25 protein-coding genes are annotated in these 22,636 nt (G+C 65.5%); 17 read left to right on the top strand and 8 right to left on the bottom strand.

The window, feature by feature from the left end; translation table 11 throughout:
- The first annotated feature begins 107 nt into the window (after nt 1-107).
- The 5 genes from ACTJLD_RS02660 (at nt 108) to ACTJLD_RS02640 (ending at nt 5,047) form a co-directional block, all read left to right on the top strand.
- On the top strand, nt 108-1,388 hold the full coding sequence (locus tag ACTJLD_RS02660) for an MFS transporter (protein ID WP_021160915.1): 1,281 nt from the start codon (nt 108-110) through the stop codon (nt 1,386-1,388).
- A gap of 5 nt (nt 1,389-1,393) precedes the next feature.
- On the top strand, nt 1,394-2,359 hold the full coding sequence (locus tag ACTJLD_RS02655; RefSeq protein WP_440657907.1) for an NAD(P)-dependent oxidoreductase: 966 nt from the start codon (nt 1,394-1,396) through the stop codon (nt 2,357-2,359).
- A 425-nt stretch (nt 2,360-2,784) separates the two neighbouring features.
- Nucleotides 2,785-3,828: a LacI family DNA-binding transcriptional regulator gene (locus ACTJLD_RS02650; RefSeq protein ID WP_027787319.1), complete on the top strand. Its 1,044-nt coding sequence runs from the start codon at nt 2,785-2,787 to the stop codon at nt 3,826-3,828.
- A gap of 54 nt (nt 3,829-3,882) precedes the next feature.
- On the top strand, nt 3,883-4,671 hold the full coding sequence (locus ACTJLD_RS02645) for a YhfC family intramembrane metalloprotease (RefSeq protein WP_222215034.1): 789 nt from the start codon (nt 3,883-3,885) through the stop codon (nt 4,669-4,671).
- Between the two features lie 13 nt (nt 4,672-4,684).
- Nucleotides 4,685-5,047, top strand: coding sequence for a DUF3022 domain-containing protein (locus tag ACTJLD_RS02640; protein WP_050015466.1), 363 nt, complete (start codon nt 4,685-4,687; stop codon nt 5,045-5,047).
- A gap of 33 nt (nt 5,048-5,080) precedes the next feature.
- Here the strand turns inward: ACTJLD_RS02640 and ACTJLD_RS02635 are convergent, their stop codons facing one another.
- Nucleotides 5,081-5,512 (bottom strand): PGDYG domain-containing protein, encoded by a 432-nt coding sequence (locus ACTJLD_RS02635; RefSeq protein WP_301827072.1) that lies wholly within the window; start codon nt 5,510-5,512, stop codon nt 5,081-5,083.
- A 133-nt stretch (nt 5,513-5,645) separates the two neighbouring features.
- Complete coding sequence (locus tag ACTJLD_RS02630; protein ID WP_027787322.1) at nt 5,646-6,197, bottom strand: Spy/CpxP family protein refolding chaperone; 552 nt, start codon at nt 6,195-6,197, stop codon at nt 5,646-5,648.
- 255 nt (nt 6,198-6,452) lie between these two features.
- Here ACTJLD_RS02630 and ACTJLD_RS02625 point away from each other — a divergent pair, with 255 nt between their 5' ends.
- Nucleotides 6,453-6,917 carry an Lrp/AsnC family transcriptional regulator gene (locus ACTJLD_RS02625; RefSeq protein WP_006481526.1) on the top strand — a complete coding sequence of 155 codons (465 nt, stop codon included), beginning with the start codon at nt 6,453-6,455 and terminating at the stop codon, nt 6,915-6,917.
- Here ACTJLD_RS02625 and ACTJLD_RS02620 read toward each other — a convergent pair.
- Nucleotides 6,874-7,317 (bottom strand): hypothetical protein, encoded by a 444-nt coding sequence (locus tag ACTJLD_RS02620; protein ID WP_440657904.1) that lies wholly within the window; start codon nt 7,315-7,317, stop codon nt 6,874-6,876. The two genes, ACTJLD_RS02625 and ACTJLD_RS02620, sit on opposite strands and share 44 nt — an antisense overlap.
- Nucleotides 7,318-7,650: 333 nt before the next feature.
- On the opposite strand from ACTJLD_RS02620, the gene ACTJLD_RS02615 reads away from it, so the two are divergent.
- Nucleotides 7,651-8,751, top strand: coding sequence for a saccharopine dehydrogenase family protein (locus tag ACTJLD_RS02615; RefSeq protein WP_011352168.1), 1,101 nt, complete (start codon nt 7,651-7,653; stop codon nt 8,749-8,751).
- Nucleotides 8,752-8,845: 94 nt separating this feature from the next.
- Here ACTJLD_RS02615 and ACTJLD_RS02610 read toward each other — a convergent pair whose 3' ends face one another.
- Together ACTJLD_RS02610 and cydX are read right to left on the bottom strand one after the other, a co-directional pair.
- Nucleotides 8,846-9,463 (bottom strand): AAA family ATPase, encoded by a 618-nt coding sequence (locus ACTJLD_RS02610; RefSeq protein ID WP_027787323.1) that lies wholly within the window; start codon nt 9,461-9,463, stop codon nt 8,846-8,848.
- The gene (gene cydX / locus ACTJLD_RS02605; protein WP_440657903.1) at nt 9,460-9,606 is read right to left on the bottom strand and encodes a cytochrome bd-I oxidase subunit CydX; all 147 of its coding nucleotides are present in this window, start codon (nt 9,604-9,606) and stop codon (nt 9,460-9,462) included. Before cydX ends, ACTJLD_RS02610 begins: the two co-directional genes overlap by 4 nt.
- A gap of 155 nt (nt 9,607-9,761) precedes the next feature.
- On the opposite strand from cydX, the gene corA reads away from it, so the two are divergent.
- Entirely contained in the window at nt 9,762-10,739 is a 978-nt protein-coding gene (corA, locus tag ACTJLD_RS02600; protein WP_027787325.1) for a magnesium/cobalt transporter CorA, read from the top strand.
- Nucleotides 10,740-10,752: 13 nt separating this feature from the next.
- Here the strand turns inward: corA and ACTJLD_RS02595 are convergent, their stop codons facing one another.
- Both ACTJLD_RS02595 and ACTJLD_RS02590 read right to left on the bottom strand, forming a co-directional pair.
- The gene (locus ACTJLD_RS02595) at nt 10,753-11,040 is read right to left on the bottom strand and encodes a YciI-like protein (protein WP_021160928.1); all 288 of its coding nucleotides are present in this window, start codon (nt 11,038-11,040) and stop codon (nt 10,753-10,755) included.
- A gap of 321 nt (nt 11,041-11,361) precedes the next feature.
- The gene (locus tag ACTJLD_RS02590) at nt 11,362-11,850 is read right to left on the bottom strand and encodes an adenosine-specific kinase (protein WP_091923283.1); all 489 of its coding nucleotides are present in this window, start codon (nt 11,848-11,850) and stop codon (nt 11,362-11,364) included.
- A 138-nt stretch (nt 11,851-11,988) separates the two neighbouring features.
- Here ACTJLD_RS02590 and ACTJLD_RS02585 point away from each other — a divergent pair, with 138 nt between their 5' ends.
- Nucleotides 11,989-12,987, top strand: a complete 999-nt coding sequence (locus tag ACTJLD_RS02585; protein ID WP_027787327.1) for a cysteine synthase A — start codon at nt 11,989-11,991, stop codon at nt 12,985-12,987.
- Nucleotides 12,988-13,087: 100 nt separating this feature from the next.
- The gene (locus tag ACTJLD_RS02580) at nt 13,088-13,573 is read left to right on the top strand and encodes an aminoacyl-tRNA deacylase (RefSeq protein WP_027787328.1); all 486 of its coding nucleotides are present in this window, start codon (nt 13,088-13,090) and stop codon (nt 13,571-13,573) included.
- Between the two features lie 472 nt (nt 13,574-14,045).
- Here the strand turns inward: ACTJLD_RS02580 and ACTJLD_RS02575 are convergent, their stop codons facing one another.
- The gene (locus ACTJLD_RS02575) at nt 14,046-14,285 is read right to left on the bottom strand and encodes a hypothetical protein (protein WP_124536505.1); all 240 of its coding nucleotides are present in this window, start codon (nt 14,283-14,285) and stop codon (nt 14,046-14,048) included.
- 122 nt (nt 14,286-14,407) lie between these two features.
- Between ACTJLD_RS02575 and ACTJLD_RS02570 the strand changes: the two genes are divergently transcribed.
- The 7 genes from ACTJLD_RS02570 to ACTJLD_RS02540 all read left to right on the top strand — a co-directional run bounded on the left by ACTJLD_RS02570 (nt 14,408) and on the right by ACTJLD_RS02540 (nt 22,574).
- Nucleotides 14,408-15,103 (top strand): energy transducer TonB, encoded by a 696-nt coding sequence (locus ACTJLD_RS02570; RefSeq protein WP_440657956.1) that lies wholly within the window; start codon nt 14,408-14,410, stop codon nt 15,101-15,103.
- Between the two features lie 86 nt (nt 15,104-15,189).
- Complete coding sequence (locus ACTJLD_RS02565) at nt 15,190-16,107, top strand: MotA/TolQ/ExbB proton channel family protein (RefSeq protein ID WP_060174526.1); 918 nt, start codon at nt 15,190-15,192, stop codon at nt 16,105-16,107.
- Between the two features lie 20 nt (nt 16,108-16,127).
- Nucleotides 16,128-16,550, top strand: coding sequence for an ExbD/TolR family protein (locus ACTJLD_RS02560; protein ID WP_021160935.1), 423 nt, complete (start codon nt 16,128-16,130; stop codon nt 16,548-16,550).
- 372 nt (nt 16,551-16,922) lie between these two features.
- On the top strand, nt 16,923-17,354 hold the full coding sequence (locus ACTJLD_RS02555) for an ExbD/TolR family protein (protein WP_048022780.1): 432 nt from the start codon (nt 16,923-16,925) through the stop codon (nt 17,352-17,354).
- Between the two features lie 16 nt (nt 17,355-17,370).
- Complete coding sequence (locus ACTJLD_RS02550; RefSeq protein WP_440657900.1) at nt 17,371-18,561, top strand: tetratricopeptide repeat protein; 1,191 nt, start codon at nt 17,371-17,373, stop codon at nt 18,559-18,561.
- 322 nt (nt 18,562-18,883) lie between these two features.
- Nucleotides 18,884-19,459, top strand: a complete 576-nt coding sequence (locus ACTJLD_RS02545; RefSeq protein ID WP_027787334.1) for a helix-turn-helix domain-containing protein — start codon at nt 18,884-18,886, stop codon at nt 19,457-19,459.
- Between the two features lie 316 nt (nt 19,460-19,775).
- Nucleotides 19,776-22,574 carry a TonB-dependent receptor gene (locus ACTJLD_RS02540; RefSeq protein WP_060314053.1) on the top strand — a complete coding sequence of 933 codons (2,799 nt, stop codon included), beginning with the start codon at nt 19,776-19,778 and terminating at the stop codon, nt 22,572-22,574.
- Nucleotides 22,575-22,636 lie beyond the last annotated feature (62 nt).

Here is a 22,636-nt window from a genome sequence, read left to right as displayed (position 1 = left end):
GTATGGGATCGGAGTAAGGGCTGAAGCGCGAACTCTGGTCGACCGCGAAGCATGGGATCGGAGTAAGCGCTAAAGCGCTAACTCCGATCGACACAGGAGACATTCTGATGGCCAATACACTCGCTGCCCGCCGCTGGTGGACGATCATGCCGATCGTCTTCATCACCTACAGCCTCGCCTACCTCGACCGCGCGAACTACGGGTTCGCCGCCGCAGCCGGCATCAACCAGGACCTCGGGATCAGCAAGGGCCTGTCGTCGCTTATCGGCGCGCTGTTCTTCCTCGGCTACTTCTTCTTCCAGATCCCCGGCGCAATCTATGCGGAACGCCGCAGCGTGAAGAAGCTCGTGTTCGTCAGCCTCATCCTGTGGGGCGCCTGCGCGGCACTCACGGGCGTGGTCAGCAACATCCCGTCGCTGATGGCGATCCGCTTCGTACTCGGCGTCGTCGAGGCGGCCGTGATGCCCGCGATGCTGATCTACATCAGCAACTGGTTCACGAAAAACGAACGCTCGCGCGCGAACACGTTCCTGATCCTCGGCAACCCGGTCACCGTGCTGTGGATGTCGATCGTCTCGGGCTATCTCGTGCATGAATTCGGCTGGCGCCACATGTTCATCGCCGAAGGCGTGCCGGCCGTCCTCTGGGCCGTGTGCTGGTGGTTCCTCGTGCAGGACAAGCCCGCCGATTCGCCGTGGCTCAACGCACAGGAAAAACGCGACCTCGACGCCGCGCTCGCGGCCGAGCAGGCGGCGATCAAGCCCGTGCGCAACTATGGCGAGGCATTCCGCTCGCCGGCCGTGATCAAGCTGTGCGCACAGTATTTCTGCTGGAGCATCGGCGTGTACGGCTTCGTGCTGTGGCTGCCGTCGATCGTCAAGAACGGCTCCGACCTCGGGATGGTCGCGACCGGCTGGCTGTCCGCGCTGCCGTATCTCGCCGCGACGATCGCGATGCTCGCCGCGTCGTGGGCGTCCGACAAGGTCGGTTCGCGCCGTGGCTTCGTGTGGCCGTTCCTGCTGATCGGCGCGGCCGCGTTCGCCGCATCGTACGCCCTCGGCTCGTCGCATTTCTGGATCTCGTATGCGCTGCTGGTCGTGGCCGGTGCCGCCATGTACGCGCCGTACGGCCCGTTCTTCGCGATCGTCCCGGAACTGCTGCCGAAGAACGTCGCCGGCGGCGCGATGGCGCTGATCAACAGCATGGGCGCGCTCGGCTCGTTCGTCGGCTCGTACTTCGTCGGCTACCTGAACGGTGCGACCGGCTCGCCCGTCGCGTCGTACGCGTTCATGAGCGCCGCGCTCGTCGCCGCGGTGATCCTCACGCTGTCCGTCAAACCCCAGGCGCCCGATACGCATCCGCTCGCGGCGCCGCTGCAAGGAAAATGAATCAGATGAAGCCCCGTATCGTCGCGTACAAGCCGCTGCCCGATGACGTCCTCTCGTACCTGCGCGAGCATGCGGACGTCGTGCAGGCCGACGGCGCCGCAGCCCTCGCCGATGCGCTCGGCGACGCGGACGGCGCGATCGGCGCGAGCCTGAAGGTCACGCCGGACATGCTCGACCGCGCACCGCGGCTGAAGGCGTGGTCGACGATTTCGGTCGGCTACGACAACTTCGACGTCGCGGATCTCACGCGGCGCGGGATCGTGCTCGCGCATACGCCGGACGTGCTGACCGAATCGACCGCCGATACGGTGTTCTCGCTGATCCTCGCGTCCGCGCGACGCGTGGTCGAGCTGGCCGAGTGGGTGAAGGCAGGCCACTGGCATCGCAGCATCGGCCCCGACCTGTACGGCACCGACGTGCAGGGCAAGACGCTCGGCATCGTCGGGCTCGGGCGGATCGGCGGCGCGGTCGCGCGCCGCGCGGCGCTCGGTTTCCGGATGCAGGTGCTGTATGCGAACCGGTCCGCGCATGCGGAAGCCGAAACGCAGTACGGCGCACGGCGCGTGACGCTCGACGAACTGCTCGCGCAAGCGGATTTCGTGTGCCTGCAAGTGCCGCTGTCGCCCGAAACGCACCACCTGATCGGCGCGGCCGAATTCGCGAAGATGAAACGCGGCGCGATCCTGATCAACGCATCGCGCGGGCCGGTGGTCGACGAAGCCGCGCTGATCGATGCGCTGCGCGCGGGTACGATCCGCGGCGCGGGGCTCGACGTGTTCGAGAAGGAACCGCTGGCCGCGGATTCGCCGCTGCTGCAGATGAAGAATGTCGTCGCGCTGCCGCATATCGGCTCGGCGACGCACGAGACGCGCCACGCGATGGCGCGTTGCGCCGCGGAAAACCTGGTCGGCGCGCTGGCCGGCACGCTGCGCACGAATCTCGTCAATCCGGATGCGCTCGCACGCGCCTGAGCCGCGGCGGGTAACGGGCCGACCGCGAGCAGGTGCCCGCCCGGCGGACGGGCGGCTTCGTTAGAGTCGATGGTCTTGGTGCCGGAGGGCTGGCTGCGTTATGATCCCCGCGCGTCGTATCGACGGCACGGCAGCGCTGCCTGCGGCGTCTCGCGACGGGTATCCGCGCCAGGTCCGGTGCGGCCGACTGCTTGTGCACGTGACCGGGGCGGGTGCCGACGCGCCGGCGCCGATCGACCGCGAAGCATGGGATCCGCGTAAGCGGTGAAGGGCGGACGCTGATCGACCGCGAAGCATGGGATCCGCGTAAGCGCTGAAGCGCTAACGCTGATCGACAGGAGATTCCACCGGGTGGCTTACGTTTCCAACAACAAAGATCCGTCTGCTCACGACGCGGCGCGGATCGAACGTCGCGAGGCACGACAGTGACCGATTCGCAACCAACCACAACGCGTCCGGCGACGATCAGCGATGTCGCGCGCGAAGCCGGCACCGGCAAAACCAGCGTGTCGCGCTACCTGAACGGCGAGACGCACGTGCTGTCCACCGATCTGCGCCAGCGGATCGAAGCGGCAATCGCGCGGCTCAACTACCGGCCGAACCAGATGGCGCGCGGGCTCAAGCGCGGCCGCAACCGGCTGCTCGGCATGCTCGCAGCCGACCTGACCAATCCCTATACCGTCGAAGTGCTGCAAGGCGTCGAGGCGGCCTGCCAGGCGCTCGGCTACATGCCGCTGATCTGTCACGCGGCGAACGAAGTCGAGATGGAGCGCCGCTTCCTGCAGCTGCTCACGACCTACCGCGTCGAAGGGCTGATCGTCAACGCGCTCGGCGCCGATGAGGACGTGCTGCGCCCGCTGCGCGGGGCCGGCATCCCGGCCGTGCTCGTCGACCGGACCGTCGAGGGCTTCGAGGCCGACCTGATTGGCCTCGACAACGCCGACGCGATCGAGACGGCACTCGCGCACCTGATCGAACACGGTTTCGACGCAATCCATTTCGTCGTGCAACCGTTCGAGCGCGTCAGTTCGCGGCGCCTGCGCGAGGCCGCATTCCGCGCGGCACTCGGCGCGCGCGGGCTGACGGTGCCGTCGACGGTCGTGCTCGACCTGAACGAGCCCGATGCGACCGCGGCGGCGTTCGCCGACATCGATGCCCGCATCGACGACGCGGCACGGCGCGGCGTGCGTGCGGCGCTGTTCGCCGCGAACGCGCCGGTCGCGCTCGCGATCGCGCGCCACCTGCGCGCGCGCTTCGGCGCCGCATGGCAGCAAAAGGCGGCGCTGCTGTCGATCGACGATCCGGAATGGGCCGAGCTGATCGGTATCACGACGATCCGGCAGCCGACCTACGAAATCGGCTACAAGGCCGTCGAATTCGTGCACGAGCGGATCGACGGCGCAGCGGGCGACGTACGCGTCTCGCTGTTGCCCGGCGAGCTGGTTGTGCGCGCGTCGACCGCAAGCTGAGTATCATTCGGGGCACGCAGCGCGTCAGGTGCGCTGCCCCGAACAAGGAAATACATGACTGTCGCCCCCGTCACGCTGGCGGTGCTGATCGCCGCCACGCTGATCATCGCGCTCCTGCCGCTCGTCCTCTTCCGTATCCTGCGCAAGCCGCTTGCGCTGAACCGCCGCGACACGATCGTCGGCGTGGCCGTCTTCACGCTGTTCGCGATGATCCTCGAACGCGCATTCCACGGGCTCGTGCTGAGCCAGACGCCGCCCGACGGCTGGCTCACGCAGCCGCTCGCGTTCGTCGCGTACAGCGCGCTTGCGACCGCCGTGTTCGAGGAAGCCGGCCGTTATCTCGGGATGCGTTTCCTGAACCGCCGCTACGGCGCGTCGGCCGGCGACAGCCGCGGAATCGGCTACGGGATCGGCCACGGCGGCGCCGAAGCGTGGTTCGTCGGCGTACTCGTGTGGGGCCAGTGGTCGTATCTCGCGTGGCTCGCGAGCCGCGGCCAGCTCGAGACCCAGCTCGCCGATCTGCCGGGCGATACCGTCGTGCGGCTGCACGTGATGCTCGCGACGCTGTCGGCACAGTCGATCCTGCTGTTGCTGCTCGAGCGCTGCGCGGCGTTCGTGCTGCAGCTTGCGCTGTCGGTGCTGGTCTGGCGCGGCGTGCGCGCCGGCCGCGCGGGCGTGTTGCCGCTCGCGATCGTGCTGCATGCGCTGGCAGCCGCGCCGGCGCTGCTGTACCAGGTGCGCGTGCTGCCGGCCGGCTGGGTCGAGGCCGCGTATTTCGTGCTGGCCGCGCTTCTGGTCGTCGTGCTGGTGAAGGCGTGCCGGCCGTCGCAATCGGCAGCCTGACGGGAGAGACGGGATGGACGACTATCTGATCGAATGCCAGAGCGCGGAATTCGACGCGCTCGCACGCGTGATCTGCGATCTCTTTCCGGAGCAGACGCGTTTCGCCGAAAGCAGCGACGCGCGCGGGCGGTTCCTGTCCGTGCACTGGCTCGCGATGCGTTTCGGCGCGACGCCGAAGCGGATGACGCTCGATATCCGCATCGTGCCGGCGGCACTCGCGCGCTATCTGGCGCTCAAGCCGATGCAGCGCGCGCGCAGCCATGCGGTGCTGCATGCGTATACGGAAGCGATGCTCGGGTCGCTCGAGGAGCGCCACGCGGCCGGCGAGGCCGTCGAGCGCGACGCCGAACTCGAGCTCGACGAAGACTTTGCGTGATCGTTCGCGCCGGCGCGATGCCGGCACGACGCGTCACGCGTCGTGGTAGACCTGCGCGAAGCGCTGCGCCTGCACGACACCGTAGTCGCCGGGCGCGTATTGCATCACCCAGTCTCCGGCGACGCCGCGCAGCGTGTCGCCGTTTTCCGAGCGGGCGATCGTGAACGGCTCGTCCATCCGGCGGGCGAGCACGACGGCCGGCCGGTTCCGGTAGGCGCCCGGTGCGCCGTGTGCGAGTGCCGGATCGGCGGGCAGGTATTTGGCGTCGAAGCGCGCGCGCGACACGACCCAGCGGTCGCCGGTGGAGCCCGTGATCAGCGCGTCGCCCGCCACATAGCGGTTCGGGCCTTCGAGGCTCATCAGTTCGCCGTCGGCGTCCGCGAAGGAAACGGCGACGGTTTCGTCCTTGACGACGCGACGGGCCTGCGGATCGGTACGCAGGTCGATGTGCTTGAGTTCGAGCATGGCGGGGAAGTGCGGGAAAAGCCGGGAGCTTATCCCGAATCCGGCGCGCCGTGTGACGCGCCGGTCGCCTGTAGCGGTGCCGTTCGGCCCGGACGGGCCGTGTGCGGTGCCGGCGGCGCCGGCAGGGCGGGCGTCAGGGTTGCGCGGGTGCGCTGGCAGCCGGCGCGGCTGCCGCCTTGCCTTCCTTGCCCTTTGTCTTGCCCTTGCCACGATGCTCGCCGCCGTGGTGCAGCCAGCTGCGGAACGTCGTGTCGGCCAGTGCCTTCTGGTCGGCCGGGAAACTCTCGTAGAGCGGTGCGAAGGCGTCGGCGAGCTTCTTCGCGCCGTCCGCGTTCGCCTGCGACAGTTCCGCATACTGCTTCATGTCGTCGAGTGCGGAGACGTCGTGCTTGGCCATCCGTTCGCGATAGAGGCGGCCCATCGTGTCGCCGTTGCCGCGCATCGTGTCGGCGAACGTCTTCCACTGCGGCTCCTGCGCCGACGTGATCTTCAGCTGGTCGTGCAGGTACTTGATGCGCTGCTCGACGCGGGCTTCATGGCGCGCCTCGCGCTGCTCGGCGGTCGGGGCCGAAGCCGCGGCTGCGGTCGTCGTGGCCTGAGCGGGCGCTTGCGGCTGCGCCGGGGTTTGCGCGAACGCGCTGGCTGCAACGGCGAGCGTAGCGAGGGTGAGCGAGATTTTCTTCATGGTTGGCTCTCCGGGGTGGTGTCTGGCGAGCGGGCGCGGCGGCAATTGCCGCAAGCACGCATCTCGCATCGCCAGCTATTAGTAGCACGTTGAGTGCGGCGCAGCAGTGAATGCGACACTTGCTTACATCCGATACGAATCGAAATTGAAAGGTTCGAATCGGTTCCGGGCGATGCGGTTTGGGCAGGCCGGCGTTCGGCGCTATCATCGCGTCACCTTCCACTTTGCCGGCACGTCGTGCCCCGGCCCAGCCTCATGCGTCCACCCCGCCTCGACCAACTCGACGATCTCGACCGGCAACTCGTCGCGCTGCTGCAGGCCGATGCGCGTGCCAGCGTCGCGGATCTCGCGCGCCAGCTCGACGTCGCGCGCACGACGGTCGTCGCACGCATCGCGCGGCTCGAACGTACCAACGTGATCGCCGGCTACAGCGTCCGGCTCGGGCAGGACGTGCTCGACGCGAGCATTTACGCGTATGTCGGCATCATCCTCACGCCGAAGTTCGGCAAGGACGTGTTGCGCAAGCTCGACCGGATGCCCGAAGTGCAGCTGCTGTGCGCGGTGAGCGGCGAGTACGACTACGTCGCATGGCTGCGCGCCGATTCGCCCGAACGGCTCAACGACCTGCTCGACCAGATCGGCACGCTCGAAGGCGTCGAGCGCACGACGACGTCGATCATCCTGTCGCGCAAGATCGATCGCGGGACGATCGGCGGCTGACGTTCAGGCGCGGTGTTCGTTGCACCGCGCTTGTTGCGCTGCCGTATCGGCCCGACATAGAGCCGCTCGCATTGCGGTGTGACGATCGTGTCGATAGACAGCGTGCGTTCAACGCGATGCCGCACGATGAAGATCGCCGCGAGCGCGCCGCGTTGATCGTCGCGCTCGCGTGGAGGCTGACGTTCACTTCGACGATGAGCAGGTCGGCGATCCGCGTACCGACGATGTTGACCAGCACCACCGTTGGCTGGCAGATCCACGACACATCGCAGTGCGTACGCAACTGCATCCACAACGCAATCGCGAGCCGCGACGCCATCGCGATGCGCGTGACGATCCGGCCGAGCTCCACGTTGACCGCGAGATAGTCCGCGCCGGTTTCGCCGACCGTGGTCGACATGATCTTGACGATCCGGAGCGACAGCGCGACGTCGGGCACCTTGTTCAGCTAGTGCGGCGTGCGTTCGGCGGGCAGGGATTGCATGCGATGCCACCTCGGCAATCGTGTAGTCGGCATGCAGTCCGGCTCGCGAGACTTTGGCCAGTCACGGCCGGCCCGTAACGGGTGAAAAAACCTCGTTTCGACGTTTCGACGAAATGTGTCGTCGTAACGTCGAAATTATCGGTCGTTTCGCATCATTCTTCGTCTTGGAACTGATTTTGCGCGTCCCTAAACTGTGTTCATGGCTCGACGCCGTCCACTACATCACACCCATCATCAGGAGATAAGCGCATGAAAATCGCCATCGTCGGCGCAGGTCTGATCGGCCACACCATTGCTCACATGCTGCGTGAAACGGGCGACTACGAAGTCGTCGCGTTCGACCGCGATGCGGATGCGCTCGCGAAGCTGTCGCGCGAAGGCATCGCGACGCAACGGGTCGATTCGGCCGACGCAAACGCGATTCGCGAAGCAGTGAAGGGTTTCGATGCGCTCGTCAATGCGCTGCCTTATTACCTCGCGGTCAACGTTGCCGCCGCCGCGAAGGCTGCAGGCGTCCACTACTTCGACCTGACCGAAGACGTGCGTGCGACCCATGCGATCCGCGAGCTGGCCGAAGGCTCCGACCGTGCGTTCATGCCGCAGTGCGGCCTCGCCCCGGGCTTCATCGGTCTCGCCGCGCATGAACTGGTGAACGGCTTCAGCGAAGTGCGCGACGTGAAGATGCGCGTCGGCGCCTTGCCCGAGTATCCGACCAACGCGCTGAAGTACAACCTGACGTGGAGCGTCGACGGCCTGATCAACGAATACTGCCAGCCGTGCGAAGCGATCCGCGATGGCCGCAAGCAGTGGGTGCAGCCGCTCGAAGGCCTCGAGCACTTCTCGCTCGACGGTACCGAATACGAAGCATTCAACACGTCGGGCGGCCTCGGCACGCTGTGCGAGACGCTGTCGGGCAAGGTCGAGACGCTCGACTACAAGTCGGTGCGCTACCCGGGCCACCGCGATCTCGTGCAGTTCCTGCTCGAGGACCTGCGCCTGTCGACCGATCGCGACACGCTGAAGTCGATCATGCGCCGCGCGGTGCCGTCGACGAAGCAGGACGTCGTGCTCGTGTTCATCACCGTGACGGGCGTGAAGGACGGCCAGCTGGTGCAGGACGTGTTCACGCGCAAGATCTTCGCGAAGGACGTGTGCGGGATGCACATGAGCGCGATCCAGATCACGACGGCCGGCGCGATGTGCGCGGTGCTGGATCTGTTCCGCGAGAAGAAGCTGCCGCAAAGCGGTTTCATCCCGCAGGAAAAGGTGTCGCTGAAGGCGTTCCTGTCGAACCGCTTCGGCAAGCTGTACGAAGGCGGCACGATGGAGCGCGTGCACGCGGTGGCCTGACCGTCCGCCAGCCTCCGGCACGAGGGCCGTACGACGCCGGGAGCGCAGCAGCGCTTCCGGCGTTGTTTTTTGCGGGAACGAACAGGAGGGGCGATCAGGCCGGCAGCGGCGGGACGATCGTCGCCGCAGGCGGAGGCGGCGCGATGCGGTACAGCAGCGTATCGATGTCGGCGTCGGATGGCGCGGTGTTGTCGAACATCACGATGCCGTCGCATTCGTGGCCGGTCGGCACGAAGCGGCGCTGCCGGTATTCGTCCCAGTGCGCGAGCTTGTAGGCATCGTTCGGGTTGCCGCGCGCGACGATCCGCTGGTGCGCGACGTCTTCCGACGTGTAGACCCAGACGACCGTCAGCGTGACGTCGGGGGAGATGCCGAGCCATGCGCGGTCGAGAATGCGGCGATCGCGCACTTCGCGCGACAGCGGGCCGACGACGAGCGCGCCGATGCCCAGCGCGAGATTTTCACGGGCCGTGTCGAGCAGGCCCTGGTATTCGGGATCGCGCAGGTGCTTCAGGTAGAGCGGGCTGTCGCGGTCGTTCGGATCCTCGGTGAGCGCACCCATTGCGGCCGAGCTGTAGCGGCCGTACAGCGTGTCCTTGTCGAGCAGGCAGAAGGCCTCGCCGGTCGCGCGCATCAGCGGCCCGATGAGCCGCTTCGCGAGCGTGGTCTTGCCGGTGCCGGCGTGACCGCAGAAGAACACCAGGTGCGTCACGAAACCTTGCCTCCCGGCTGCGGGCTCGGCGCACCGTTGCGCGTGTCGCCGCGCGAGAACACTTCCGCCTCGAGCCACATCGCGTTGATGATGCCGAAGCCGAGCGCCACGCCGATGCCGAGTATCCACGAGAAATACCACATGGGTCTGTCTCCTTGACGGTTGGGCCGCAGTGTCCTGGTGCGCGTGCTGCGGCGCACGCAGCCCGATCATGACCAATATCGTCGTGCCGCGCAAGCCGGGCCGCCCGCGCAGCAAACCGGTAAACTGATGCGCAAACCGCAACATCAGAGACACCATGCTGATCAACTGTGCTGCATACCAGGACGGCCGCAAGCTGGCCGACATCGATATCGACGCCATCAGCGACTACGTGTCGAAGCCCGAATGCTTCGTGTGGGTCGCGCTGAAGGATCCGACACCCGAGGAAATCGACCTGATGGGCGAGGAGTTCGGGCTGCACGAGCTCGCACTCGAGGATGCCCGCAAGGGGCACCAGCGGCCGAAGATCGAGGAGTACGGCGATTCGCTGTTCGCGGTGCTGCATACGGTCGAGCTCGATGACGACGGCGAATTCAAGGTGGGCGAGCTGAACGTGTTCGTCGGCCCGAACTACGTGCTGTCGATCCGCAATCACACCGAGCAGGATTTCCGCGACGTGCGCAAGCGCTGCGAGCACGAGCCGCATCTGCTGCGGGAAGGCTCGGCGTTCGTGTTCTACGCGCTGATGGACCAGGTCGTCGACCGCTATTTCCCGATCCTCGAAACGCTCGGCACCGAGCTCGAGGAACTCGAGGATCGGATCTTCGCGAAGGCCACGCCCGCGTCGTCGCGCGCGATCATCGAGGATCTCTATTCGCTGAAGCGCCGGCTCGTGACGCTGTACCAGCACACGGCGCCGCTGATCGAACCGCTCGCGAAACTCACCGGCGGACGCGTGCCGCAGGTCTGCAGCGGGATGGCGGCTTATTTCCGCGACGTGTACGACCATCTGCAGAGGATCGTGAAGACGATCGAAGGTCGCCGCGAGATGGTCGTCACGGCGATCCAGGTCAACCTCGGGATGATTTCGCTGGCCGAGAACGAAGTGACGAAGCGGCTCGGTTCGTTCGCCGCGCTGTTCGCGATACCGACGATGATTGCCGGCATCTACGGGATGAACTTCGCGAACATGCCCGAGTTGCACCTGAAATACGGCTTCTACGGCTGCATCGCGGTGATGGTCGTCGCCGACTTCGCGCTGTGGTGGCGATTCAAGCGGGCAGGGTGGCTGTAGTCCTGCGTCGCGGCTAGCGCGGCGCGTGCTTGCCGATCACGACGCGCCACGGACGCACACGCCACGATTTCACGAGGCCGTTCTGCACATACGGATCGGCGCGCGCGAACGACTCGGCCGCCTCCGGCGAATCGCCTTCGAACACGAGTACGGCCTGGTCGGCCGGGTCCGACAGCGCGCCGGCGAGCACGAGTTCGCCGCGCTCGGTCGCGGCCTGTGCAAGCGCGAGATGTTCGGCGCGGAACGGTTCGCGCCGCGACAGGTAATCGTCGACGAGTTCGTAGATCAGCTGGTAATGCATGCGTGGCTCCGGGAAGGGGGCGGCGGCGCGGTCGTCGTGTCGGCTTGGCTGCCGGTCGGTCTGTTGCGGCCAGTATAGGACAGCCGGGTGGCCGGCGCGTCGCCATCGGGAGCGTAATCCTGTTCTCGAGATTGCAACTAACGGTCAGCCAACTCAGCGACCTGAAATCCTGACCGCGGTCGCGCCTTTGATCCCACCGCTTTTTCTTCGTGTTTCGCAGGGCCGGGAGACGCGGTCCGCATCGGCGATGCGGCCACGTCTGCAGGGCAGGCCCTGGCGGAAGCTCGATGTATGCGCCGCGGCCGCACCGGCGGCCCGCGCCTACGCCTTGTATCCGATCGTGCGCAGCAGATCCTTGCGCCAGCGCACGTCGTCGTCGTTTTCGACGCCGAGCGGCGGAAAGCCGTCGACAACACCGGCGATCCCGCGCCCCTGCGCGCTTTCCGCGACGATCACGTCGGTCGGGTTCGCGGTCGCGCAGTAGATCCGGCAGACCTCCGGCACGGCCTTGATCGCATTGAGCACGTTGACCGGATAGAAACCGTCGCCGAGGAACACGATGAACGCGTGACCGGCGCCGATCGCAAGGGCGTTGCGGCACGCGAGCTCGACGAGTTCCGCATCGGTGCCGGAGCGGCGCACGAGACGTTTGCCCGATGCCTCGCAGAACGCGAGCCCGAAACGAATGCCTGGCACGGTACCGACCAGCGTCTCGTGGATGTCCTCGACGGACTTGATGAAATGCGACTGGCCGAGGATGAAGTTCACGGCCTCGGGTTTGTCGATGGTGACGGTTTCGAATTGCAGCATGGCGGACCTCGTCTGGCGATGCGGCGCGCGCGCCGCAATGGGCTCTCCAAGCTTAGTACGCGGCGGCTGGCGTCGAAAGCGACGCGTCCTATCCTTGGTTGTGTAGGGCGCGCGAGCGCGAATGCAACGGAGGGGAACATGGACGTGCGACACGGCTTCGTCGACTGCGTGGGACGCACGCCGTTGATCCGGCTGGCGAAGCTCAGCGCGGAAACGGGCTGCGAAATCCTGGGCAAGGCGGAATTCATGAATCCGGGCGGTTCGGTGAAGGATCGCGCGGCGCTCTACATCATCCGCGACGCCGAGCAGCGCGGCGCGCTGAAGCCGGGCGGCACCGTCGTCGAGGGCACGGCGGGCAACACGGGCATCGGTCTTGCGCACATCTGCGCGGCGCGCGGTTATCGCTGCGTGATCGTGATTCCCGACACGCAATCGCCGGACAAGATGGCGATCCTGCGCACGCTCGGCGCCGACGTGCGCCCGGTGCCGGCGGCGCCGTATCGCGACCCGAACAACTATCAGAAGATTGCCGGGCGGCTCGCGGACGAACTCGACAACGCGGTATGGGCCAACCAGTTCGACAACGTCGTCAACCGGCAGGCGCACTACGAGACGACCGGACCGGAAATCTGGCGCGATACGGCGGGCACGGTCGATGCGTTCGTCTGCGCAACCGGCACGGGCGGCACGCTGGCGGGCGTGAGCCGCTACCTGAAGGAGCAGAATCCTGAGGTCCGGATCGTGCTGGCCGATCCGCACGGCAGCGGGCTCTACGGTTACGTGAAAACGGGCGACCTCGGTGCCGAAGGCAGCTCGATCACCGAAGGCATCGGCTCGACGCGCGTCACCGCGAATCTGGCCGGCGCACCGATCGACGACGCCGTGAGGATCGACGATTCGCAGTGCGTGACGATGGTCTACCGGCTGCTGCGCGAAGAAGGGCTGTACGTCGGCGGATCGAGCGGAATCAACGTCGCGGCGGCGGTCTGGCTGGCCCGCAGGATGGGCCCGGGGCATACGATCGTGACTTTGCTGTGCGATCGCGGCGACATCTATCGTGCTCGGCTCTTCAACCGCGAATGGCTGCGCGAAAAGGGGCTGGAATCGGGGTTGGAACCAGAACGGGCACCCGAATGAGGAAGGGGTGAGGCGGCGTTTCCATTGGCTCGAATGCGACCTATGCTGAACAAATCCGGAGCGAACGCCGTTCGCCCGATTCGCCCAGACGAGGTGTGCCATGCCAGTATCAGCCACCCTGCAGGATTGCCTGCGCCAGAAGTCATCGCGGTACGAAGTGGTGTACCACCCCTATAGCCATACGAGCATGGAGACGGCCGCCGCCGCGCATATCCCCGGCGATCGCCTCGCGAAAACCGTGCTCCTCGAAGACGACGAAGGCTACGTCGCAGCCGTATTGCCGACCACGCACGCCGTGCGCCTGTCGGATCTCTGGGTGAAGACGGGACGCCATCTCGTGCTCGCCCGCGAGGTCGAACTGCGCGAGCTGTTCAAGGATTGCGACATGGGTGCACTGCCGCCGGTCTGCATGGCGTACGGCATGAAGACGTTTCTCGAGGAACGTCTCGCACAGCAGCCGGAAGTCTATTTCGAGGCCGGCGACCACGAAGCGCTGATCCACATGATGCAGGATGAATTCCTGACGCTGATGGAGACGGCCGAGCGTGCGCATTTCTCGCACAAGATGCAGGGCATGCAGTCCTGACGCTTGCGGTGCCCGGGCATTTGTCGGTGCGAGTGTGACAGGGTTGCAGGTCTTGTCAGCGGGATGGCCGTCGGATAGTTAATTCGCCATCCGAATTTTTTGGCGACGTATTTACGGCGGCCGACCAATCATGAATTTAAGTCGCATTCCAGATTAACTGTTCTGATACCTCTGGTTCGACATCTCCGGTGCGCCGTCCTTGAGGAAACGATCCCGGCCAGTTCGAGGCGGTCGACCGGCATGCCCGTCGACATGCGGGCGATGACGAGGCGGGGGATGCATCCTCGAGGTTACTTTCCGAATTCCCTTTTTTGGTGCGGTGCAGGAGATATGCCGATATTTATGTTGAAGCGGATCAATATCCGTTTTCGCATATACCCATACAATTCAATTACCAAATTAATAATAAAAGTTGTATTTGTGCTTACCGGAATATTATTTGAATATCCCCTCCAAACTTTGTATTCGGGTATCAAATAAAGTTTGACGGCAAAATTTTTTCCTTGCTATCTTCTGCACCCAAGTGAACGGCGCCAATGACATCACCGCGTAACGAACGGTGAATCGTCATACGAAACGCGCGGCGCCGCCCGCTCAGCTGACAATTGCCTGAACGTGCAGGCGCGTGGTTTTCCGGTGCAACACCGGGCCGCGCCGGCCGGAACGATTCCTTGAAAAAGAGTGTATTGGAATTCGAATGTAATTCTTTCAATTCGGATTGCAAATTGAATTTGAAATGAAATGTTCGGGTAGATGCGATGGCGATGCCGACCTGGCTTCGCCGCCGGCAGCAATCCGAAACTGGGCGAATCGCTTGGGGGATGGATGGTGGGCATGAAAGTCGAAGAAAGTCTGGTTACGTCGAACAGCGGACTGGCTACGCTGGGCCGTCCGCGAGAGTTCGGCAAGAAGCAACAGAATCCGGTACGCCGGTTCGGCGGCGTCGGAATCGTCCTGGTGCTGCATGCAGTGCTGATCTACGCATTGCTCAACGGCCTGGCGACGAAAGTCGTGCAGGTGATCCAGCACCCGATCGAAACCCGCATCATCGAGCCGGTCAAGCCGCCGCCACCGCCGATGCCCGTGGTCAAACTCCCGCCGCCGAAGTTCGCGCCGCCGCCGCCCCCGTTCGTCCCGCCGCCGGAAGTGGCGGTGCAGGCGCCGCCGCAGGCGACGATCACGCACCAGTCGGCCCCGGTACCCTCCGCGCCGGCCGTGCAGGCACCGGTCGTGGCGCCCCCGGCGCCGGCCAAACCCGTCAGCCATGACGTGGGTGTCGTCTGCCCGAATTCGGACGCGCTTCGCGCGTCGATCCAGTATCCGAAGGAAGCGCAGGAAAACAACATCACGGGTGACGTAACGATCGAATTCGTCGTGGATGCGGAAGGGAACATCACGAACGAGCGCGTGGCGCAGTCGGCAGATCCGGTCCTCGATCGCGCTGCCTACAACACCGTAAAACGATTCAAGTGCGTCGCGCAGGGCCAGTCGGTGCGGGTCCAGGTACCGTTCTCGTTCAATCTGAATTGATGCAGTGGGCGGCCCGGCGCGAACCGGGTCGGGAAAAACCATCACGAACTGCCGTATTAAGTTCACCGAAATAACTGGAGTGGGGTATGACGAAGCGTTCACTGGCCGCGTTGGCGGCAAGCATCCTGATGTCCGTCGTCGCAGTCGACGGGTTCGTTGCGCCGCAGCTCGCCCGTGCGCAGGCAAGCGGCGCGGCCGGCACGGCGGCACAGGCCGCGGCGCCGTCTGCCGCACCCGCCACGGCTCCGGCCGCCGCCGAACCGGCTCCGCCGCCCGCGCCGGCCACGACGGAAGCGGTCGAGAACCCGTACGGGCTCGGCGCGCTATGGAAGAACGGCGACTTCGTCGCCCGTTTCGTGCTGATCCTGCTGGTGATCATGTCGATGGGGAGCTGGTACATCATGATCACGAAGTTCCTGGAACAGTTGCGCGCCAACCGCCGCGCGAAACTGGCAGATGCGCAACTCTGGTCCGCACCGTCGCTGGCCGAGGGCGCCAGGCTCCTCGACGAGGCGTCACCGTTCCGGTTCATCGCCGAAACGGCAATCGAGGCCGGCGAGCATCATGAAGATGCGCTGCTGGAAGCCGTGGACCGCAACACGTGGATCGACGTATCGGTCGAGCGCTCGATCACGAACGTGTCGAACCGGATGCAGGACGGGCTCGCATTCCTGGCCACGGTGGGCTCCACGGCGCCGTTCGTCGGGCTGTTCGGCACGGTCTGGGGGATTTATCACGCGCTGACCGCCATCGGCATCGCCGGCCAGGCGTCGATCGACAAGGTCGCGGGCCCGGTGGGCGAGGCGCTCATCATGACCGCGATCGGCCTCGCCGTCGCGGTGCCCGCGGTGCTCGGCTACAACTTCCTGGTCCGGCGCAACAAGTCGGTGATGGAGCGGGTTCGCAACTTCGGCGCGCAACTGCACACGGTGCTGCTGGCCGGCAATCGGCGCCCGGTACGCGCGGCGTCCTCGTCGCCGGCCGCGGCGTCGCTCGCGAACTGACCGGCTGACGGAGACGCGCGATGGCCATGAACGTCGGGCAGGACGATAGCGACGAGGTGATCGCCAACATCAACACGACGCCGCTCGTCGACGTGATGCTGGTGTTGCTGATCATCTTCCTGATCACGATCCCGGTCGTGACGCACACGATCCAGCTTCAGTTGCCGAAGGAGACGGTGCAACCGCTGCAGACGACACCGAAGAGCATCGAGATCGCGGTGAACCGCGACGGCGACTTCTTCTGGGGCGAACAGCTGGTGGATGCGCAGACACTGCTCGCGAAGCTGAAGGACGTGTCGCAGCAGCAGCCGCAGCCGAGCGTCCACGTGCGCGGCGACCAGAACACGCGTTACGAGTTCATCGGCCGGGTGGTCACGATGTGCGAGCGCGCGGGGATTGCGAAACTGTCGTTCATTACGGAGCCGCCCGCGCGCGGCGGCTAGTCGTGGACGGGAATCTTGGTGAGATGGCGGGCTGGCGGTTGGGGTTGATGCACTGACGCTGGTCGGCCTTGGGGCATGGGGTCGGTGTAGGTGCTGAAGCATTAATGCTGATTGATTGCGAAGCATGAGGGCGGCGTAGGCGCTAAAGCACCAACGCTGATCGACCGCGAAGCATGGGACCAGCGTAAGCGCTAAAGCACTAACGCTGATCGACCGCGAAGCATGGGACCAGCGTAAGCGCTAAAGCACTAACGCTGATCGACCGCGAAGCATGGGACCAGCGTAAGTGCTAAAGCACTAACGCTGATCGACCGCGAAGCATGGGACCAGCGTAAGTGCTAAAGCACTAACGCTGATCGACAGGAGTCGACGATGGGAATGAATGTGCCTTCGGGCGGAAGCAATGCCGAACCGGAAGTGATGGTCGATATCAACACCACGCCGTTGATCGATGTGATGCTGGTGTTGCTGATCATGCTGATCATCACGATCCCGATTCAGATGCATTCGGTGAAGATGGACCTGCCGGTGGGTAACCCGCCGCCGCCGGCCACGCCGCCGGAAATCGTGCAGATCGACATCGACTTCGACGGCACGACGACGTGGAACGGTGCACCGGTGCCGGACCGCACGGCGCTCGAGGCGAAACTGACCCAGGTGGCGGCGGAACCCGTGCAGGCGGAAATCCACCTGCGCCCCAACAAGCTGGTGCCGTACAAGGACGTGGCCGCCGTGCTCGCGTCCGCGCAACGCGTGGGCGCGACCAAGATCGGCCTGATCGGTAACGAACAGTTCATGCAATGACGCCACGGACGAGCCGATGAACCAGCGACGATGGAAACGGATGATGGCGGTGGCGGCGCTCGGCGCGGCAGGCTTGCTCGGACGCCCGGCATTACCGGCGGACGCGCTGCGGCCGGACGTGGCAAAGCCATTGGCGGCCGCACAGGACCTGTACCGGGCGCACAAGTATCGCGATGCACTGGGCAAGATCGCCCAGGCGGCGGCCGTGCCGAACCGGACGCCGTACGAAACCTACATGGTGGAGGAGATGCGCGGCGCGGCCGCGATGGCGGCAGGCGACTCGGGCACGGCTGCGCAGGCTTACGAGGCCGTGCTGAACTCGGGGCGGCTGTCGGGCGAGGACGAGCAGCGGACCACGGCGGCGCTGGCCGGCATCTACTTCCAGCAGAAGAACTACCCGTTGGCGATCCGGATCGCCCAGCGCTACCTGAAGGCCGGCGGATCCGATCCGGAAATGCGCACGCTGCTCACGCAGTCGTACTACCTGTCAAACGATTGCACACCGCTCGTGAGCCAGTTGAAAGCGAGCACCGACGCGCAGGCGAACGGCGGACACGCGCCGGATGAAGGGCAGTTGCAGATGCTTGCGACCTGCGCGCAGAAAGTGAAGGACGGCAACGCGTATCGCGGTGCGCTCGGGCTGCTGGTGGCTTACCACCCGAGCCCCGCATACTGGGACGAAATGGTCACGGCGATTCGTGGCAACCCGGGGTATCTGCCGTCGCTCGATCTCGACATCTACCGGTTGCGCCGGGCGACGGGCTCGCTCGCGACAGCCGACGCGTACATGGAAATGACGCAGCTCGCGCTGGTGGCAGGGTCGCCCGCCGAAGGCAAGCAGGTGATCGACCAGGGGTTCGCGTCCGGCGTACTCGGCAAGGACGCACAGGCGGATCGCGAGAAGCGGCTGCAGGCGCTCGCGGCAAAGCGCGCGCAGTCGGGCGGGGAAGCCGCGACGCCGGCTGCGCCGATCGACGCGGGTATGAACCTCGTCTTCGCAGGCAAGGCGCAGCAGGGCCTGCCGATGATGGAGCAGGCGATCGCGGAGGGCGGGCTCGAGCATCCGGACGCGGCGCGACTGCGGCTCGGCGAGGCGTATTACGTGGCCGGTCAGAAGGCGCGGGCGGTCCAGGTGCTGCGCACGGTCAAGGGCACCGACGGTTCCGCCGACCTCGCACGGCTCTGGACCGTGGTGGCATCCCGCTAACGCAACGCACGGGCACGACGGCCCGCGGCGCGGGAGCGGGAGCGGGAGTGGTCGGTGAGCGGAAATCGGTGCTCCGATCAGACGGCACCGATGCATGAAGGGCAGGTCAGCCGAGGGAAAAGGGGTAGCCTTGTTGATTAGTAAACCGAATGAAATGTGCGGGATCGGCACGGCCGAGCAATGCGGGTGCCGTGCCGCACCACGCGCGGCGTGCACGCCGCGACAGCGTGCAGCCGGGTATCGCGCCGGGCCGGTCGCGTCATGGCATCGGTCGAGGCTTGACGACATCAAACCGATTTCGACTGCGAGGGTCCGTCTTTCCATGGTTTTGCCCCCTGATGAGTCGGTGCTCGTCGCCGTGTCGCTAGGCAACAAGATCCGGGCGCTGCGCCAGCGCCTGAAACTCACACTCGACGAAACGTCGACGATCGCCGGCATTTCGAAGCCGTTCCTGTCGCAGGTCGAGCGTGGGCGGGCGACGCCGTCGATCACGTCGCTGGTCCGGATCGCAAAGGCGTTGGGCGTGACGATGCAGTACTTCATCGACACGCCGACGGAGGCGCGCTCGGTATGCCGCGGCAATGCGCTGCAGTATTTCCAGTTCACCAACTCGGCCAGCCGGTTCGCCCGGCTGACGAATCTGGTGGACGGCCGCAAGCTCGACGCGATCCTCGTCAGGATGCCGGCGGGGCAGTTGTCGTCCGAGATGACGACGCACGCGGGCGAGGAGTTCGTCTATGTGTTGCGCGGGCAGGTGGCGCTGACGCTCGAGGATTGCACGTTCACGCTGAACGAGGGCGATACCGCGCATTACGAATCGACGATGCCGCATGCGTGGCGCAACACGGCCGACGAAGAGGCGGTGATCGTCTGGGTCGGCACGCCCAGGCTGTTCTAGCAAGGGCGGCCGGCGCGGCGGGCCGTCAGGAAGGAGAGGTACCCGATCGGTAGCGGATGCCGGTCGAATCGGCAGGAAGCAGGTAATGCGCTCAATGTAGGTGTTTAGTATGGCGAATCAAAATAGAAAACGACGGTGATGCTGAATGGTGCTGGTGCCCCGAAGCCGAGCCGTTCGAGTCGTGGCGGTAGAAAACGTGGCAATCGAAGGCGTGGCAATCGCGGGTTCCGGTACACGGTCACCCAGGACGCGCAAGGAATTCACAAGGTTCCGGCGCGCAGCAGGTGGGGTCTTACTACGAGCGAGAGGGAACAAGATGAAGCAGAGAGTTTTGGCGTTGGCCATCAAGAGGATAGTCTGGGCGGAGCTGGCGCTGACGGCAGCATTGGCGCCGCCGGCGTTTGCCCAGAGCCAGCCGGCGCCGGGCGCCGTCGCGATCGCGGATGCGGTCGCGAACGGCGCGCCCGTGACCGTTGCACAGGCGGGCGGCACGCCGGATGCCGCCGCTGCCACGGGCGCCGCGGCGCCCGACGCGGCAGCGGGCGCCGCAACAGAGGCCACGCCCGCCGCACCCGGCGCGAACGGGCAGGGCAAGGTCGCGCAGATCAAGCGCTTCGAAGTGACGGGTTCGCTGATCCGGCAGGCCGACAAGACCGGTTTCCAGCAGGTCCAGACGATCACGCCGAAGGAAATCCAGGCCAGCGGCGCGGTGACCGTCACCGACTTCCTGCGCGATGCGGCGGCCAACTCGGCGAACAGCTGGGGTGAAGGGCAATCGGGCAACTTCGCGGCCGGCGCGGCCGGTATCGCGCTGCGCGGCCTGTCCGAGAAGTACACGCTCGTGATGGTCGACGGCCAGCGCGTCGCACCTTACGCATTCTTCTCGAACAGCGTCGACTCGTTCTTCGACCTCAACACGATCCCGCTCAACGATATCGAGCGGATCGAAATCGTGAAGACGGGCGCCGTGTCGCAGTATGGTTCGGACGCGATCGGCGGGGTCGTCAACATCATCACGAAACACAATTTCCGCGGCCTGCAGCTCGACGGCAGCCTCGGCAGCGCGATCAATGCCGGCAACGGCGACGGCACGACGAAATTCGGCGTGCTCGGCGGCTTCGGCGACCTGAACGCCGACCGCTTCAACGTGACGGCCGCGCTCAGCTACTACAAGTCGAACGGCTTCACGCTGGCCGACCGCGATTCGACGCGCAACCAGGACTTCACGGGCAAGCCGGGCGGCTTCTCGCTGCTCGCGCCGTCGTACTGGAACATGCCCGGCGGTGTCGCGCAGGCGCTGAGCGGGGGCTGCCCGTTCGGCGGCTCGGTCCATCAGGCCGCGTCGAATTCGCTGTCGTCCGGATCGCCGGGCACGATCTGCGCGTACAACACGGCTGAAAGCACGTCGATCCTGCCGATGACCGAGCGCCTGAACGCGAAGCTCCACGGGGACTTCAAGATCGACGACAAGACGACCGCGTTCGCGGATTTCCTCGAGAGCTACAACACGACCACGACCAACGACGGCCTGTGGAACAACGTGATCGGCAACCCGCAGAACCCGGCGCTCGTCTGGAATCCGCAGACGAAGCTGCTGTCGCCGTTCAACTACACGGTACCGGTCAGCAACCCGTACAACACGACGGGCGCGGCCACGCCGCTCACCTACGCGTTTCCGAATACGGTCGCGCAGAAGACCTGGGCGAACTACTGGCGTGCGGCCGCCGGCATCAAGGGGTCGTTCACGCTGCCGTACGGCGACTGGGACTGGGCGACGTCGGTCAGCCACTCGCAGAGCACAGTGTCGAACGTGTTCACGAACCAGCTGAACGTCAACGCGCTGAACAACATCTACCAGAACGGCACGCTGAACTTTGCGAACCCGGCGGCGACGCCGAACGCGTTCAACGGGCTGTTCCAGGAAGCGAACAACCTCGGCATCTCGAAGCTCGACACGATCGACGCGACGCTGTCGACGCCGAACCTGTTCCATCTGCCGGCCGGCGATGTCGGGATCGGTTTCGGCGCGCAGTTCACGCACCAGAGCGAAGTGCTGACGCCGGGCTCCGAATACCTGAGCGGGGCGGTCGTTACCCCGGACCTCGAGACGGTGAACGGCCAGCGCAACGTCGCGGCCGTCTATTACCAGATCAACGTGCCGATCCTCGAGAACCTGACGTTCAGCCAGGCCGGCCGCTATGACCACTACACGGACGTGGGCGGTGCCTTCTCGCCGCGCTTCGCGTTGCGCTACCAGCCGATCAAGGCCCTCACGCTGTATACGTCGTACAACCGCGGCTTCCGCGCGCCGACCTTCGTCGAGGACAGCAAGTCGCAGACGCTCGGCATCCAGGTCGATCCGGCCACCGGCCAGAACTACACGTCGATCACCGTCGGCAACCCGAACCTCGCGCCGGAACGCACGCGCAACTTCAACATCGGCTTCCAGGTATCGCCGAGCCGCTACACGGATCTCGGCTTCGACTGGTACAAGATCCGCATCGACAACGTGATCGGCCAGGGCGCGCCGTCGCAGGTCGTGACCGATCCGACGACGGGCCAGCTGCTGTACAAGATGATTCCGTACCAGAACCTCGGTTACCTCGACACGAACGGCTTCGAAGGCACGTTCCGCCAGGGCTTGCCGCTCAAGGGCTGGGGCACGGTCACGCTGTCGGGCGACTGGGCGTACATCAACAGCTACAAGATCGGCTTCCCGGGCGGCACGCCGGTCAACGGCGCGGGCAACAACTTCACGATCACGCAGCCGTTCGGCGGCAGCTTCCCGCGCTGGCGCGGCAACACGACGCTGGACTGGAACTACCGGAAGTTCGATGCGGCGCTGACGTGGCAGTTCACGGGCCCGTACGCGCAGAACCTGCTGCCGGCGCCCGCGCCGTCGAAGGTCGGCTCGTACAGCCAGTTCAACCTGATGATGACGTACACAGGCTTCAAGAACTGGACGATCTACGGCGGCATCAACAACCTCTTCAACCGCACGCCGCCGTACGACCCGATCTTCGCGAACGGCACGCTGGACCAGAGCGGGTACGACACGTCGGTGTATTCGTACATCGGCCGGTTCGCGCAGGTCGGCGCGACGTACAAGTTCTGACGGCGATCGTTATGCGCTGACAGGCTTTGGACAGGCCGCTCCACGTCCACTACCCCCTTTTC

Source organism: Burkholderia sp. 22088 (genome assembly GCF_052045915.1).
Classification (GTDB): Bacteria; Pseudomonadota; Gammaproteobacteria; order Burkholderiales; family Burkholderiaceae; genus Burkholderia; species Burkholderia cepacia.
The sequence above is the reverse complement of the archived record's forward strand: the minus strand, read 5'-3'. Positions and strand labels throughout refer to the sequence as shown.